Annotated in this window: 15 protein-coding genes; 6 read left to right on the plus strand and 9 right to left on the minus strand. The window is 51.3% G+C overall.

The annotated features are described in order from the left end of the window. The first annotated feature begins 34 nt into the window (after positions 1-34). Positions 35-460, plus strand: coding sequence for a globin domain-containing protein (locus ACYVIY_RS16940; protein WP_460977563.1), 426 nt, complete (start codon positions 35-37; stop codon positions 458-460). A 57-nt stretch (positions 461-517) separates the two neighbouring features. Here the strand turns inward: ACYVIY_RS16940 and ACYVIY_RS16945 are convergent, their stop codons facing one another. The 3 genes from ACYVIY_RS16945 to ACYVIY_RS16955 form a co-directional block, all read right to left on the minus strand. Then, positions 518-1180 carry a thiamine diphosphokinase gene (locus tag ACYVIY_RS16945; RefSeq protein ID WP_460977564.1) on the minus strand — a complete coding sequence of 221 codons (663 nt, stop codon included), beginning with the start codon at positions 1178-1180 and terminating at the stop codon, positions 518-520. A gap of 69 nt (positions 1181-1249) precedes the next feature. Then, entirely contained in the window at positions 1250-1726 is a 477-nt protein-coding gene (locus tag ACYVIY_RS16950; protein ID WP_460977565.1) for a nucleoside deaminase, read from the minus strand. 30 nt (positions 1727-1756) lie between these two features. Then, positions 1757-2542, minus strand: coding sequence for a nucleotidyltransferase domain-containing protein (locus tag ACYVIY_RS16955; protein ID WP_460977566.1), 786 nt, complete (start codon positions 2540-2542; stop codon positions 1757-1759). A gap of 195 nt (positions 2543-2737) precedes the next feature. Between ACYVIY_RS16955 and ACYVIY_RS16960 the strand changes: the two genes are divergently transcribed. After that, positions 2738-3172: a YybH family protein gene (locus tag ACYVIY_RS16960; protein ID WP_460977567.1), complete on the plus strand. Its 435-nt coding sequence runs from the start codon at positions 2738-2740 to the stop codon at positions 3170-3172. A 34-nt stretch (positions 3173-3206) separates the two neighbouring features. Here the strand turns inward: ACYVIY_RS16960 and ACYVIY_RS16965 are convergent, their stop codons facing one another. The 3 genes from ACYVIY_RS16965 to moaC are packed head-to-tail and all read right to left on the minus strand — an operon-like array spanning position 3207 to position 4886. Then, complete coding sequence (locus tag ACYVIY_RS16965; RefSeq protein WP_460977568.1) at positions 3207-3809, minus strand: DUF6992 family protein; 603 nt, start codon at positions 3807-3809, stop codon at positions 3207-3209. Positions 3810-3850: 41 nt separating this feature from the next. Beyond that, positions 3851-4423 carry a molybdenum cofactor guanylyltransferase gene (mobA, locus tag ACYVIY_RS16970; protein WP_460977569.1) on the minus strand — a complete coding sequence of 191 codons (573 nt, stop codon included), beginning with the start codon at positions 4421-4423 and terminating at the stop codon, positions 3851-3853. Continuing rightward, complete coding sequence (gene moaC, locus ACYVIY_RS16975; RefSeq protein WP_460977570.1) at positions 4416-4886, minus strand: cyclic pyranopterin monophosphate synthase MoaC; 471 nt, start codon at positions 4884-4886, stop codon at positions 4416-4418. Before moaC ends, mobA begins: the two co-directional genes overlap by 8 nt. Positions 4887-4981: 95 nt before the next feature. Here moaC and ACYVIY_RS16980 point away from each other — a divergent pair, with 95 nt between their 5' ends. The 3 genes from ACYVIY_RS16980 (at position 4982) to ACYVIY_RS16990 (ending at position 8549) form a co-directional block, all read left to right on the plus strand. Continuing rightward, complete coding sequence (locus tag ACYVIY_RS16980; protein ID WP_460977571.1) at positions 4982-6178, plus strand: molybdopterin molybdotransferase MoeA; 1197 nt, start codon at positions 4982-4984, stop codon at positions 6176-6178. 612 nt (positions 6179-6790) lie between these two features. Continuing rightward, a complete protein-coding gene (locus tag ACYVIY_RS16985; protein WP_460977572.1) occupies positions 6791-7645 on the plus strand; it encodes an AraC family transcriptional regulator in 855 nt (284 codons plus the stop codon). A gap of 73 nt (positions 7646-7718) precedes the next feature. Further along, positions 7719-8549, plus strand: a complete 831-nt coding sequence (locus ACYVIY_RS16990) for an NAD-dependent epimerase/dehydratase family protein (protein ID WP_460977573.1) — start codon at positions 7719-7721, stop codon at positions 8547-8549. 194 nt (positions 8550-8743) lie between these two features. Here ACYVIY_RS16990 and ACYVIY_RS16995 read toward each other — a convergent pair whose 3' ends face one another. Next, positions 8744-9343 carry a hypothetical protein gene (locus tag ACYVIY_RS16995; protein WP_460977574.1) on the minus strand — a complete coding sequence of 200 codons (600 nt, stop codon included), beginning with the start codon at positions 9341-9343 and terminating at the stop codon, positions 8744-8746. A gap of 76 nt (positions 9344-9419) precedes the next feature. Further along, on the minus strand, positions 9420-11066 hold the full coding sequence (locus tag ACYVIY_RS17000) for a two-component regulator propeller domain-containing protein (protein WP_460977575.1): 1647 nt from the start codon (positions 11064-11066) through the stop codon (positions 9420-9422). 482 nt (positions 11067-11548) lie between these two features. Here ACYVIY_RS17000 and ACYVIY_RS17005 point away from each other — a divergent pair, with 482 nt between their 5' ends. Further along, a complete protein-coding gene (locus ACYVIY_RS17005; RefSeq protein WP_460977576.1) occupies positions 11549-12988 on the plus strand; it encodes a carboxylesterase family protein in 1440 nt (479 codons plus the stop codon). A gap of 222 nt (positions 12989-13210) precedes the next feature. Here ACYVIY_RS17005 and ACYVIY_RS17010 read toward each other — a convergent pair whose 3' ends face one another. Further along, entirely contained in the window at positions 13211-14230 is a 1020-nt protein-coding gene (locus ACYVIY_RS17010; RefSeq protein WP_460977577.1) for a prefoldin domain-containing protein, read from the minus strand. Between the last annotated feature and the right edge of the window lie 141 nt (positions 14231-14371).

Genomic DNA, 14371 nt, shown 5'->3' on the forward strand with positions numbered 1-14371 from the left:
CTTCGTCTTGTCGAACGCGATAAGCATCTAACCTATGAATTCATTAACAATCGAACAAATTGCACTCATCAAACGAACCTGGCGATTACTACGTCATATTGATCCAGCGCTTCTGGGCGAAGTATTCTACGAATACCTGTTCATTCAGAATCCCAACCTACGTCGCCTGTTCACGGGTCCAATGGATGCCCAATATCAGAAGTTCGTGGCGATGCTCAACGCCATCGTAGTCGGAATTGAGCAACCGGCAACCATGCTGGCGAACGTTCAGACGTTAGGCCAGCGGCATGCTACTTACGGAGTCAGGCCCAGCCACTACGATGCTGTAGGCGACGCCCTGCTGTGGACCCTCGAACGCGGCCTGGGTAAGGACTGGACGACCGAAGCCAAAACCGCCTGGCACTGCTGCTACCAGGCGCTTACTCAGTTGATGCTGTCAGCGACGAAAGCTGACGCCTAGCCTCACTGCCATTTCAACAAATACACCCTAACACCCTAAAACAATGTAGTGTGTTGGTTAGTCCCAGCACTCCATAATGAGCAGATCGCCTTCTTCGGCCGAGATGCGAACGAACCCATCCGCTGCGACTTCGTTGCTGTTGCCGGTGCGGTAGCCCAGCGTGAGCGTATCGTTGGTCAGGTTGTATTTGAGTCCGCTGGTATGCAGCCCCGTTACGGTGCCTACCGGAATGAGTGAAATGGGCGTACCAGCTTCGTACCACTTTTCAAAACGACCAACCAGCGGAAAAATCCTGGAATAGTCGTCGAGCATAACCAGCCGAATCTGGTCTTTGTACCGGACAAGGTTGGTCATGTTCGTCAGGCTGTGATCGGCCCGTCGACCCGTGGCCCAGACAATATTCACAGCTGGGAATCCCCGGCTGATCAGGAACTCAATTCCTTTTTCCAGGTCGGTCTTGTTCTGGTCAGGCGTATGAACGATCTCCAACGGGTACTGCTGCGCCCGGATGTTATCCAGGTCCAGGCTCCCGTCGAAATCACCGAGCAGGACGTCTAGCTTTATACCCAAGTCGAGAACCCGCCAGACGGCGCTGTCGAGCACAACCACAAACGGGCTCCATTCCAGTAATTGACCCAGCAGTTCAGGGTCGCAGGCTTCGCCGTTGGCAATCAATAAAGCAGGCTCCTGCTTGTCGCGGACAATATGATGAGAGGACATAGATTGGCTAGTAGCCAGTTAAGCGATGTAAGAACACACGATGCAAGCAAACACGTAGTACGTATCCGGTTAGTAGTGTTTCCGATTCTCCATGGCGATCCACTCCTGAAAAACCGCATCGGCTTCGTCGCGTAACAGTTGCTGCATGGGAATATGTCGCTGTTCGCGGGGCCTATCAAGCTCTTCGTAGATGAACTGATCATCGAAACCGGCTTCGGCTGCATCGGTATGAAAAGCACCGTACACGATACGTCCCGGACGCGCCCAGTAGATGGCACCGAGGCACATAGGGCAGGGTTCGCAGGACGCATAGAGCGTGCAATCGGTTAATTGAAACGTATTGAGGTTACGGCAGGCATCCCGAATGGCCACCACTTCGGCATGAGCGGTTGGGTCGTTGGTAGACGTTACCTGGTTACACCCCCGCCCGACAATTTCACCTCCGCGAACTATCACGGCGCCAAATGGGCCGCCCTGTCCGGTGTTAATACCTTCGCGGGCCAGTCGGATGGCCTCGCGCAAAAAGTGTTCGTCCTGATGTAGCATGAATTAACTTCTGTAATCTGTTATCAACGCTTAAAGCGTAGCTCTGTATGCATTAACGGCTAGCTGGGCGTCGGTGTTTTTCTGCAATGTCGCTGGTGCGAGCGTATCGCGCAACTCTTCGTATAGCTGACCGATTTCGGTCAGGCTCGCCATCAGGGAGTCCCGGTCCGGTGTAGCCACCGTTTTCCGTAACCGGTTCAGTCGGTCCGCATCGAGTACGGTTTCGATCCGACGCACGCCCCTGGGCAGGGCTCCCTGACTAAGCTGGAGCATCGGTCCAATCACCATACTTCGCACGAACGAGATAAAATCCAGCGCTTCAAAATACTCACCGCGGCCAATCTTCAATAAGGCATAATGCATCCAGATCCAGAAGCGATCCTCGGTTGTCTGATAGTCAAAGCCCGGGTAATGAGCGGTGGATTGATCTAAAACGGCGGTCAGCTGCCCCGCCCGTTCCCAGAGAATAACGGGATTTTCGACCCGGTGAAAAAATTCATCGAGGGTCAGAAACTTGATATCGACATGCAGGACCGGTGGTCCGTAGAGGGCAATAAGCAGACGCGGCTCCCCCACGTGGTCACCCCGAAACGAAGCCAGCATCGTTCCCAGCCGGTCAGCATACGCCCGCATCCGGTCGAGGTCAGGTGCAATTTTAGCCGTAGTCACGACGACAAGATCGAGGTCTGAATACGCATCCAGTTCGGCCGAAGCCCACGACCCACCGGCTGCGAGACCAATGGTTTGGGGATCATGTTGTATGGTGTTAATGACTTGATCAAGGAACGATTGGAACGGTAAAAGATGAGACGGCATGGCTGGTTGCGATTAGTAAATTATCGCAGAACGGCCCGGTTTTGAAATTAGTTCAGCCGTTCAGGCGATTTTCGGGAATACGCTGTTTGGTTCAGCATACGTAAACCAGTGGATAATTCTGCCCGAACGAGTACTCAGGAATTCGCAAAAAATGGTAGCTTACCTCCTATTCTAACAATTCTTACCCGGTTTCATATGATTCGACTGTATACCCTTGCTACGTTGTTGCTATTTGTGTCGACAATCCTGCTGGCGAAACCGAAGCCCAGCCCGGATGAAGTACAGATTCGGCAGGCCCTCGACTCAACCTCGGCGGGCTGGAACAAAGGAAAATTAGAGCAGTACCTGGGCGCGTACACGCCCGATGCGCAGGAAATGGGTCCCAACGGGCCAAGAGGGGGTGTGGAGGTCATCGAAAACACGATGAAGAACGGCTTCTGGAAAACAGGGCGTCCCCTACAGCAGCTCCGTTACGAACACGTCAATGTGCGGATGCTGGGCAAACGCAACGCGTTGGTTACGGGTCAGTTTGTACTCAGTGGCGCCAACAAACCCGACCGGACCGGCTGGTTCACTACGGTCTGGGAGAAGACCGAAGACGGCTGGCGAATGATCTTCGACCACTCCTAGTTGGTATTGATCAGCACTACAATCTGGTCAAGTACTACTTTATAGGAATCGCTACGCCCAAACCCATCGGCGACGCGCTGATCAGCTGCATTTCCTGCTTGTCGCCCCGATTCTTGACAATAAAATAATTGACCAGGTCGAAGGCCAGCAAAAAGCCACCCTGCAGCATGATCGACTTCCCATAGCCGCGCAACTGATCGGCCTGGGCGGGGCTGTTTTTCGCCCGTTCCTGCAAATAGGCACCGCCCAAGACGTAGGCCACATCCAGGCCCGCATTTACGAGCAGCACCTGCTTAAAATTCTCGTGCTGCCGAACCGCCTGACTTAACGTTTCGTCAGCCGACTTTCGCGAACCGAGCAGCCCCAGGCCCGCAATGCCGAGGTTGACCAGGTTCCAATAGAGGTTCATGCGGTGAAAATACTTCGTCTCGCCCGTTGTCTGCCCAGCGGCAATGGCTCCTACGCCAATATTGACCAGGGCGTAAGAGCCCAATGTCAGGCCCAGCGTTTTCTGGTGTCGTATCCGCTGCTCACTGAATTGGCGTAGGTCGGCGGCTGGGGTTGCACGCTGCGCCAACGTAGCACTGCCCAGCAGTACTGACCCGGCTGTCAGCAGCATCCGTCGGAAGGGATTCATCGTGATCATAGAGGCTCAACCTCCTGTTCCGTTCGGATGTTTCACAAGCCTAGCCGCGCCCGCGTTTGGGGGTCATTTACGTTGGCCAGTTCGCGCCTATCCGGCACATTGAGCATCTGAACGTCATTACGTTGCAAAAGTCGACGCGGTGAGTATTCACCCCGAGCGACGGCCGCTTGCATTATAGGCCAGAATTGAGGTTCGTAAACACCAAGCAGAGGCTCGGGTTCCCGCCCGTCGGAGTCGTAAAATACCGTAGCCAGCTTTGCCGGATTGCGGCCAGCGACCAGTGCATCGAGCGATTGACTGGTCAACAGGGGCATATCGCAGGCAACAACCAGCCAGGCCTGCTCGGGTGCTTGCTGAAAGGCCGACAGGATGCCGTTGAGCGGACTCGCTACGTCAAACCCGTCCACAATACAGGGTTGTTCGGCACCAACGAGTTCACGCGCCTGATCGGCATTCACCGACCAGTACACCCGTTCGCAGTACGGGCTTAGCAGATCAATGAGGTAGTCGCGCTGGGGTTTGCCGTGGTAGTGCAACATAGCCTTATCCTGCCCCATCCGGGAACTGCGCCCACCGATCAGAATTAGTCCATTGGGCTTAGTCACGGCGAAAATCGCGTTTACCCCCGGTCTTCTCCATCAGTTTCGTTTCGCGGATAACGATGTCGTGCGAGAACGCTTTGCACATGTCGTAAATGGTTAACGCAGCCACCGACGCGCCCACCAGAGCCTCCATCTCGACGCCTGTTTTGCCTTCGGTCGACACCAGACAATCGATCACAGCATCCGTTCCGTCCAGTCTGATGGTAATCTGGCAGTTGTCTAACCCCAGCGAATGACAAAGCGGGATCAACTCGTCGGTGCGCTTGGCCGCCATCGTACCGGCAATGATAGCGGTCTGAAACACCGGTCCTTTTTTGGTTTGGATATCGTTGCCAGTCAGGTGGCGGGAAATCTCGGGGCCTAGTGCCACCACAGACTGGGCGCGGGCAGTCCGGCGCGTAACGGTTTTACCGCCTACATCGACCATCGCGGGATTACCTTCGGCATTCAGATGGGAAAAGCTCATAAAATCAGTATTAACGAAGAGACATATACGTGCCTGACGGCAAAGATGTAACTTCACGGGCATTATTTAGTGTTCGTTATTTTTTATCTGCTGCCATGCAATCTGTCGCCGAAGCGTTTGCCCTTACTCAACAGCATCTTCTCCATTTGCCCACCGAATCCATTCCGCTGACCGAAGCCAACGGCCGGGTGTTACGCGAAGCGGTCCGGGCCGACCGTGATTTTCCTCCCTTCGATCGGGTTGCAATGGACGGCATCGCCATTCGCTTTGCGGATTATGCAGCCGGACAACGTAGTTTCCGGATTGTGGGTACGCAACGCGCCGGGCAACCGCAGCAGGCACTGACCGAACCCGGTACCTGCCTGGAAGCGATGACGGGCGCGATGTTGCCCACCGGAGCCGATACAATTGTGCGGTATGAGGACATTCGCTCCACGGCCGATCAGGCGGTGGTGTTGCTGGACGACGTACACGCAGGCCAGCACATTCATCATCAGGCCACGGACCGGCGGGCAGGCGATGAACTCCTGCCGGTCGGCACCCGACTGGGGCCACCGGAATTAGCCGTTGCGGCTTCGGTTGGTCAAACGCGGGTGTTGGTTACGGCCCTGCCCAGCGTTGCGCTGGTATCGACGGGCGATGAACTGGTCGACATCGGCGATACGCCCCTCGCCTACCAGATTCGACGCTCCAATACGTATATGCTTCAGGCAGCCCTGGCATCCGTCGGCATTACCGCCACTTTACATCACATTGTCGACGATGAAACTCAACTTCATGAACGTTTACAAGCGTTACTGGCCTCAAACGATGTTCTGATTCTAAGCGGTGGCGTATCGGCGGGTAAAGCCGACTTTGTGCCGGACGTACTGGCGCGACTAGGCGTTCAGAAGCATTTTCATAAGATTGAGCAGCGCCCCGGCAAACCGCTCTGGTTTGGCACGTCCGCCCGAAACACCGTCTTTGCCCTGCCGGGTAATCCGGTTTCCACGGTTCTCTGCTTTTATCGCTACGTCCTGCCTTACGTATGGGCATCGCTAGGCGCCCCTGCCCCTCCGGTTCGATACGCTCAACTGGCGACATCCGTTACGTTCCAGCCTGCCGTTACGTATTTTCTGCCCGTACAACTTCGTTCGTCACCCGATGGTCGTCTTGTGGCGCAGCCGTTGCCGGGTTCTGGTTCTGCCGACTTTGCGAACCTGCTGGCCGCTGATGCATTCATGGAGCTACCGGCTGACCGATCTGAATTCCCAGCGGGGGAAGCGTTTTTGGTATGGCCAACCAAGCAATGAACCTGGCCTACGGGGGTGTTGGCCGTTTCGTACGGCGACAGCCGGCCTTAAGATCCATCTCATCTGGCAGTCAGAAGAGCGTGCATAAACAGTTATTGTGAGTGTTATCACCTCAGATAATTCCTGATTAGGAGACCAGCGGAAGTACAATAGCCTTTTTTGTCATGCTGACGCAGGAAGCATCTTTGGATGAGGCATTTTATACTATTACAGAAGATGCTTCCTGCGTCAGCATGACAAAAAAGGCTATTGTAGAATAAGTTAAACTATCTCTGGTTAAGTATTTAATGAGACATGGTACGTCGTTGCGGCCGTCCGCTGCAGCGGTTGATTTGTGAAATAATAATTTGATCATACACGATACGTCGTCACGGGCCGAAGCAGATCGCTTCCTGGAGAATTGGCTTGGCCTTTGCGTCGTCAGACGACATCTATCAAAACGGGCGTTTCACGATGCAGGTAATGTCTTAATTTTCGGTCACTAAGTAGGGCTTTTATTTGCATGCAATGTTGTTGAGGGTAAACTTTATACCTGACTATGTCTGGCCCCTGTTGCCTTTCCCGGGTTAGAAAAGTAGGTTTTGATTCACTCATGTTCGGTCGTCACTAGGTATGCCCAGTACCAATTCGTTTCCAGAAAATTTCAGCCAGAATAGCCAACTTCCGATTCGGATCGTTACCCCAAATTTTGGCCATATGGCTCCAGAGGCCGTAGAAAACTATGGTCTTACCCACCGCTTACCCTACTACTTCTTGTTTTTTGTACTGGACGGCTCTACTCAGTATGGCGTTGATGGGGAAACATTCGACGTTGGAAAGCACGAGTTACTTTTCTGCTTGCCGCACCAGATTCAGCAGGTGGCCTCCGCTCCACACGGAAATAAGTATTACAAATTGGGCTTTGATGATCAATGTTTGTCCCGATTACCCAGGCAATATCCGTTCTTGCTGAATCCCCTCAACCAGCAAAAAATAAGTTTTTCACCGCTTGCCGCGAAACGACTGCAGGCGATCTTTGACATACTTCAAGGTTTATTAACAGCTTCGAATACGGCTCCTGAACTCATCCTAGCCCACCTAAATAGTCTCCTGACGGAAATCAATGCCGCTTATTTTGCCAGTGAGCCAAAGCCAGCCGATGACCGGCTCACCAAGTATATCAGCTTTAAAGTATTTGTCGAAAATAACCTGACGGATCACCCAGCCATTAAGGATATTGCCGAGCAACTCGCCCTGAGTACGGATAGTTTATACCAGTTGGTTAAACAGTACTCGGGGCTCTCTCCCAAAGAATTTGTAACGAATCGGTTGATCCTGGAAGCCAGACGCCGGATGTACTACGGAGAGCGGTCTTCGGTCAAGGAACTGGCTTTTGAACTCGGCTTCAATGACCCTGATTACTTTTCCCGCTTGTTTAAAAAAGTAACGGGTAAGACGGTCGCCGAGTTTTTTCGGGATTTGTCCTGAACTCATCGGCTTTCATCCGGCTCTGTTCATGGCGCACTGGCGAGCTTTGTTCCCATCATAAATCAGCTAGGCTATGAACAGACAAAGAGGTAAAATACTGGTAACCGGTGTGACGGGTTTAGTTGGAGAGCGTCTGCATCGGCGTCTTGCCGATGCGGGTATGGACTGCCGGGCGCTGGTACGCGTCGGCAAAACCATACCGGCCGATGTACAGGCAGTAGAAGGAGACCTCTTCGATTTTACATCACTCACCGAGGCCGTGAAGGATGTGTCCGCCATTATTCATCTGGCAGCCGTGTTTCGCACGTCAGACACAAACTTAATCTGGAGGAGCAATCTGGAAGGGACACGCAACCTGATCACGGCGGTAAAAGCGCATGCGCCTAAGGCCCGGTTCATTTTGGCGAGCACGACCAACGTCTACAACCCGTATAATCCGCATCCCGGTCGCGAAGATGACCCGGTAGATCCCCAACACGCCTACCCAGCCAGCAAGGTGGCGGCTGAGAAGGAACTTAGGGAAAGTGGTTTGAATTGGGTGGTGCTTCGGTTCCCTTTTGTCTACGGAGACGGGGATGGGCATCTGGACGCACTACCCAAGTATGCGATTGCCGGCAAGTGGCACCCCGCTATGCGGATGAGTACCATTCACCATCGTGACATTGCCACGGCTATGCAGTTGGCTTTGGCCGGTGTAATGGACGAGCGCATCGTCAATATTGCCGATGAAGCTCCCACGTCAATTTACGAATTAGCCCAACTGGTTGGTGAGCCCTTAGACTCCTCCTCCGAGCCGCTGGTGAATCCCTGGTACCTGCTTAGCGATTGTTCACTGGCTCGTCGGCTGGGGTTCCAGGCTACGGTCCGCACAGTCTATCAGGCCGTAGAGGAGAACATACTGTAATTGGGCGTTTCGAGAGTATTAATACGCCAAGCGTCGCGGACAGCCACTCGTTAACGAGTGGCTGTCCGCGACTAAGGATACCCTGAGGAATAAAAGCAGGCAAGCCCGGTGTAAACGCCGGGCTTGCCTTTGGTCATATCTAGCTAAATCCGGTTATCGCTTTCGTTTACGCCGAACAAGCAGTAATTCACAAGTTACTGCTTATCGTATATGAGCGTCATCGTATTCTCGCGAGAGACTGAGCGCGAATTGACTTGGACAGAAATAGATTTTCGACCGTTAATCAACGTCCAAACTTCGGTTACTTCAAAATCTGGTTCCTCAGCAATTGTAGCGAACGATCTGACCGAAATAATCGTCATCGTCTGGCCATCAGCCGACCACCTTGCGGTAGACTTCTCTCTTGGACTTCCGACAATAATAGCTTCACTTTCTTCCCCGGCGAAGAATAGTTTCTCTTGTCTTGTAACTAAGGTTCCGTCAGCAGACATGCCTGTTACGTCTACAGTTAGAAAATCTGCCTGTCGGGCTATTTTCATAGTTTTAGAAACCAGATGATCCCTCTCTCCGAATATGCAAATAGGAAACTGTCTATCCAGTTCACTTTTCGACTCATTGAGTTTCCATTCCCCAGAAAAGTTGGCGCGATCTGCGGCCATACTTGTTAATACGCGGGAGGTGAGTACGCCTTTAGTTTCAGACTTATGAATATCGGTTGGTTGGTCCGTCTTGTTTTGTTGCTTCCAGGCGGTGCAAAAAACAAACATGAAGAAAAAAGCATACATGTATTTCATCGTTTTAATTGTTAAGAATTTAAAAGCTTTTGTAAAGGAATGACATGATCTAGTTGAAGTGTAACAGATTCAAACACTATTTTTTTGCTACGATTTTCACAAGGAGTTTAATATCGTCCAAAATTGCATCGCCTGACTGAAAAAAGTGCTTTTCTGATCCATAGTCGATACCCCAATTGGTTCGATCAATGATCAGCGTGCCGTTCAACTCGACAGTTCCGTCCATTCCGTCCTTAAAATGCAGTTTAGCTGGAAACGTAACAACCCTCGTGACCCCTTCGAGAGTCAGGTTCCCGGTGATTTTTATATTTCCCTCAGTTGTAATTCTTATACTTCCATCAGTTGGCACTTTTGTATTGCTATCATTCCCTGTTTCAACCTTCGTAATGGCAAAGGTTGAAACAGGGAATTTTTTGACATCAAAAAAGGCAGGTAACTTATTGAGTGAAGGTTGATCATCAAATCGTTCAATGGTCGTCATGTCGACTTCAACGGCACCACCTACCAGATGACGGTTGTCGATCAACAATTCTCCTTTTACTAGCTCGACGTCCCCTGTACTAGAACCATCACCAAGAAACGTAGTACCTTCCCATCCACCAAGTAGCCTGGAACCCTTCCAGATGACAATACTTTGCTTCGTATCGATGCTATATTTTTTCTGCCCCTCTTTCTTATAAAAGTCCGTGATGTTCTTTCCATCATACCGATACACACCGGTCGCATCGCCAAACCAAATACTGCCATCGTTCGCTTCCAAGAGCCCCAGAAAAGCTTTTCCTGACCTAATTTCGGTTACGGTGGGCTCATCACTATACAGGGACTTTGCATCATAACGGGAAAGGGCCTGGACCGTCCAATTAGCAGGATTCACCGGACCAGTAGTCCAGATGTTTCCTTTTTTATCCTGGATTATCGCATAAGCACCTCGCTCCGATACCTTCGTAAAGGTATTGCCGTCGTAGCGATAGAGGCCACCGGGTCGACGGCCTCCTTTAAAGCCATTGTAACCGCTGAGCCAAATAAAGCCTTTTCTATCCTCGATTATGCTCCAAACGCCAAGAAAGGGCTCGCCTTTATGAGTTAACGTGGTAAATTTTTTCCCGTCATAAACAAAGGCGTCGCCCCTGGTACCAACCCACAGTTTCCCGGTTTTATCTTCAAGGATTGTATTAATCTCGTTATTCCAATGCCCTTCTTTATAAAAAAGCGGAGCGTTTGGAGAGGTAAAATTTCGAAACGATTTCTCATCGTAACAGCTCAGACCATTTCCAGTACCGAACCAAATACTGCCGGCTTTATCTTCATAAATAAAATTAACCTGATTACTGGCAAGTCCTTCCATGGTAGTGAAATGCTGAATGGATTTCCCGTTGTCATAAAAAACGCCTGAATCAAGAGAAGCGAACCAAATATTACCTCGTCGATCTTCTAGGACATCCTGGAATTTGTACTGACCCAGTTTACGGGTAAGATTAATAAACGGTTTTTCCCCGACCCTGGAAGGGTTGTATCGAAATACATCACCAAATGATGCGTTGTTGGGACCAGCCATCAAAATGGTGCCATTTCTGCCTTTCTTTATAGTACGGACCATTATATTAGGCCCTATATCTTTAACTTCGGACTTGATGGTATCATTGGGTACGTTTGTTTGGTTTTGCCCACAGGAGGTGCAAAAAATAAGCATCAAGAGCAGAGCATATATGTGTGCGTATTTCATCCTTTTCTTTTTTAATACCAACAAATTTCAACTACTACAGTGGGCCGTAAACCTACCGTTCTTTGTGCTGAGATGTGTTGGCGGGCTAGTAAAAGAATGTTAACGAAACGTAAAAGTTGCCGCTTGGCGTAGGGCGGCCTGTGCCGTCCGGTTTTATAGACTGCGGTAGATTTTAGCTCTGAATAAGTTGGATATACTAGACAAAAATGTTGCCCATGTACCTATCTTATAAAAACGCTCGGTTTTTGGAATGCCTGTAACTGCTCTTCCTTTGGCATTGCGATAGCAGACCATTTTCAACCATCTATAGGCATCTAATAGCTGGTAAGATGACATCTCACGGGTAGGTCAACATAGAATGGATTAATGTACCAGATACATGGCTAACTTGACCGGTAAGCACCTCCGCTCTTACCACACCAGACGAGACGGTGCGTCTGAATGATTTACCCACGCTGGACTTTTGTAGACCTACCCTTAGCATGACAAAATCGTTTAACCAGACTGCCATTTTCTTTCTGGGACTTTCCTTGGCCATGGGGCTCTTTCAAAGTCTGCTCTACCTGAACGTAGGCCCTGACTTGGTGACCCAGCCCTCATTTGCCAATTACTTTTTGGCAGCTAATCTGCTTGCACTCTTTACTTCAGCCTGTTTACTTCGATTCTACTGTAGCCAACGATTCCAGACAGCCTTTCTAACGGGTTTGGTTGCGTTGTTAACTACACTGTTGCGCACAGCGCTACTTTATTGCCTATTGGTCCCTCTGACTAAAGCGTTTGAAGGTTATTACCCCGTGATCTTAGTGCTGGATTTAAGTGCCAATATCTTAGCCGCCAGTAGCCTGGCGTTTTCACGGGCCGGAAAAAACGGCTGGTTAAAAGCGGCTGGCGTATCCGGCTTCCTGGTGGCAAGCAGTGCTTTAGCCTTGGTGATCTGGTCGATACAGACGCAGAGTGGTCAGAGTACGCCAACTCTGGAAAGGTGGCAACTAGGGCTCTCCTTTATGGCTAGTTTACAGCCTTTGTTTTTCATCGGCTATTTTTGGCAGCAACCGACCGGCTCGTCACACCCCTCCGATCCAATCCTGTCCAGTTGGCAGACACACTTGGTTGACATGGTTCGATTCATCGGCGTTGGCGCGTTCCTGTTTCTGGGCGTGAGTCTGTTTGGGGAAGGGATTAGGGCCAGTAGGCCGCAACCGGAAGCTATCAAGCAGGCCTTGCTTTTCGAAGCGCGCACTTTTACCAACCAGCGTGGCGATACCCTCTCGTATCGACTGCTTAAGCCAGCAGGTTATGTGGCTACCCAACGCTATCCGCTGCTGATCAGCCTGCACGGGGGAGCAGGTTATGGCACAGACAATATCCGTCAGTTAGCCAGTTGGGAGATTCGGCGATTGACCGAGTCAGAAAATCGAAAAAAGTACCCTGTCTTTATCCTGGCCCCTCAGTGTAACCATGGCAGCAGTTGGGGCGGATTGCCGCACCTGGTCGCCCGGGATACGATCGTTTTTGACTTGCTAAAGGCGTTGGAAGAGGAATTTAGCATTGATCCTGGACGGCGTTACGTAGCAGGACACTCGTTGGGAGGCTACGGAACCTGGTCTTTCATTGGAACTCACCCTGGTGTGTTTGCCGCTGCCATCCCTTTAAGTGGCGCTGGCGACCCTTCGTTAGCCCAAAATATGGTAGATGTAGCAATATGGGCCTTCCATGGAGAACTGGACCGCAATGTACCGATTGACGGGTCGCGAAACGTCATTCAGGCTATCCAGCAGGCAGGTGGTCACCCACGATACACCGAGTTTGCAGACGTCGGTCACTATCTTGACCCCAGCCTAAACGCTACACCCGGTATACTTGACTGGCTCTTTGCCCAGAGACGGGTGAGTCAACCGTACCAGAGCGATATGAAGAAATAAGGATCTGCTTGTCCTTCTGCTGCAGGTTTAGTGTTTAGAAGCGATAAACGCTCCCTGGCTTCCGCTTATCTCGTCACGGTCTGGGGTTCAAGCATAATCGTTACTCACTCCTTCATTCGGATTCTACGTATTAAGCTTTTTACAGTTGACGGTGAGACCTACATAGAAACGCCGACTAACTTAATCGTTTAGTCGGCGTTTCTATTAGGGTGTGCTGTATCCTTATTTGGTACGTGGTAAGCGCTTATTGAGCTCCTGGATTTGTTTTTCCAATTCATCGATCCGCTGGTTCTTTTGCTGGTCAGCTTTCGTGAGGCTGATCAGGTGCAGCGTTAACTCTTCGATTTTCTCCAGCAGTTTCGCGTTCAACTGCGTCGCGTCAATGCCCGTTTCAGCCATTTCGGTGGCGGATGGAATGCCAGGCAAGTGCTTATTGGCTTTGATAAACCGCTCAACCTCGGACAGGCTCCGTAGTGAGTAGCCCGGCTCAAAGACGCGGTCGCTCCATTCCGCAGTGTTATTCACTTTTACTTTGTACCGGCTCAGAACTACATCGCCCTGCTCACTCACAGTCAGAAACTGGTCGGTAGCCCGAACGGCGGGGCTGGCGCTGGTTAACCGACTCAGGCGCAGGCCGCTTTGGTCCACCTGTTCACTCACGACTTCGAGCTTTTGTTGAGGTGCCGAGGTACCGATGCCTACATTGGCCCGATTGCCTAGTACCAGCGCATTGCTGGCCAGCACCTTAGCATTGGCACCGATGGCCGTAGCGTTGGTCAGGGCAAGCCCTTCGCCAACCGCGTTCGATCCGATTAACGTATTGTCGCTGCCCTCGTCGCCAAACAACCCGGCTCCGACCCCAATCCCGATGTTTCGATCACCGCGCCGGTTACGTCCACCGGTATTATAGCCCATGAAGACGTTGTCGGACCCATCAATGTTCAGTTGGCCGATCTGGTAGCCGACGAACGTATTGCGACTCCCGACGGTATTGGGCAGGCCCGCCCGACAGCCGACAAAGGTGTTCTGGATACCCGACGTTGTTCCCTGCCCCGCCTGAAATCCGACAAAGGTGTTCGATCCCCCTCCGCTGGTTTCGGCCGTGTTTAACCCAACGAACACCGTTACGTTGTTGGACGCGGTGCGCATGTTTAAGGGTTCCGCGTCGGGGATTATGATTTGCTGAGAAAACCCAGCGGCACAGGTGCTTAGTAAAAGGGCTGCGGTAAAGGAATGCTTCATGGGGGATTGAATTTGGAATTGCCCGGTAAAACTAACGAATACCAGAGATTCGTTACGTCACAAAGTACGAAAATAGAGAACATTCTGGTTACCATACACCCGGCCTATTTTGCAAAATAGGCTCTGTCGGGTAGTGAACCG

It is taken from the genome of Spirosoma knui, assembly GCF_054780635.1.

Excerpts from the sequence above, each read along its gene's own strand:
- ACYVIY_RS16940 (WP_460977563.1), top strand. The coding sequence starts at position 35 with ATGAATTCATTAACAATCGAACAAATTGCACTCATCAAACGAACCTGG.
- ACYVIY_RS16945 (WP_460977564.1), bottom strand. The coding sequence starts at position 1,180 with ATGTCCTCTCATCATATTGTCCGCGACAAGCAGGAGCCTGCTTTATTG.
- ACYVIY_RS16950 (WP_460977565.1), bottom strand. The coding sequence starts at position 1,726 with ATGCTACATCAGGACGAACACTTTTTGCGCGAGGCCATCCGACTGGCC.
- ACYVIY_RS16955 (WP_460977566.1), bottom strand. The coding sequence starts at position 2,542 with ATGCCGTCTCATCTTTTACCGTTCCAATCGTTCCTTGATCAAGTCATT.
- ACYVIY_RS16960 (WP_460977567.1), top strand. The coding sequence starts at position 2,738 with ATGATTCGACTGTATACCCTTGCTACGTTGTTGCTATTTGTGTCGACA.
- ACYVIY_RS16965 (WP_460977568.1), bottom strand. The coding sequence starts at position 3,809 with ATGAATCCCTTCCGACGGATGCTGCTGACAGCCGGGTCAGTACTGCTG.
- moaC (WP_460977570.1), bottom strand. The coding sequence starts at position 4,886 with ATGAGCTTTTCCCATCTGAATGCCGAAGGTAATCCCGCGATGGTCGAT.
- ACYVIY_RS16980 (WP_460977571.1), top strand. The coding sequence starts at position 4,982 with ATGCAATCTGTCGCCGAAGCGTTTGCCCTTACTCAACAGCATCTTCTC.
- ACYVIY_RS16985 (WP_460977572.1), top strand. The coding sequence starts at position 6,791 with ATGCCCAGTACCAATTCGTTTCCAGAAAATTTCAGCCAGAATAGCCAA.
- ACYVIY_RS16990 (WP_460977573.1), top strand. The coding sequence starts at position 7,719 with ATGAACAGACAAAGAGGTAAAATACTGGTAACCGGTGTGACGGGTTTA.
- ACYVIY_RS16995 (WP_460977574.1), bottom strand. The coding sequence starts at position 9,343 with ATGAAATACATGTATGCTTTTTTCTTCATGTTTGTTTTTTGCACCGCC.
- ACYVIY_RS17000 (WP_460977575.1), bottom strand. The coding sequence starts at position 11,066 with ATGAAATACGCACACATATATGCTCTGCTCTTGATGCTTATTTTTTGC.
- ACYVIY_RS17005 (WP_460977576.1), top strand. The coding sequence starts at position 11,549 with ATGACAAAATCGTTTAACCAGACTGCCATTTTCTTTCTGGGACTTTCC.
- ACYVIY_RS17010 (WP_460977577.1), bottom strand. The coding sequence starts at position 14,230 with ATGAAGCATTCCTTTACCGCAGCCCTTTTACTAAGCACCTGTGCCGCT.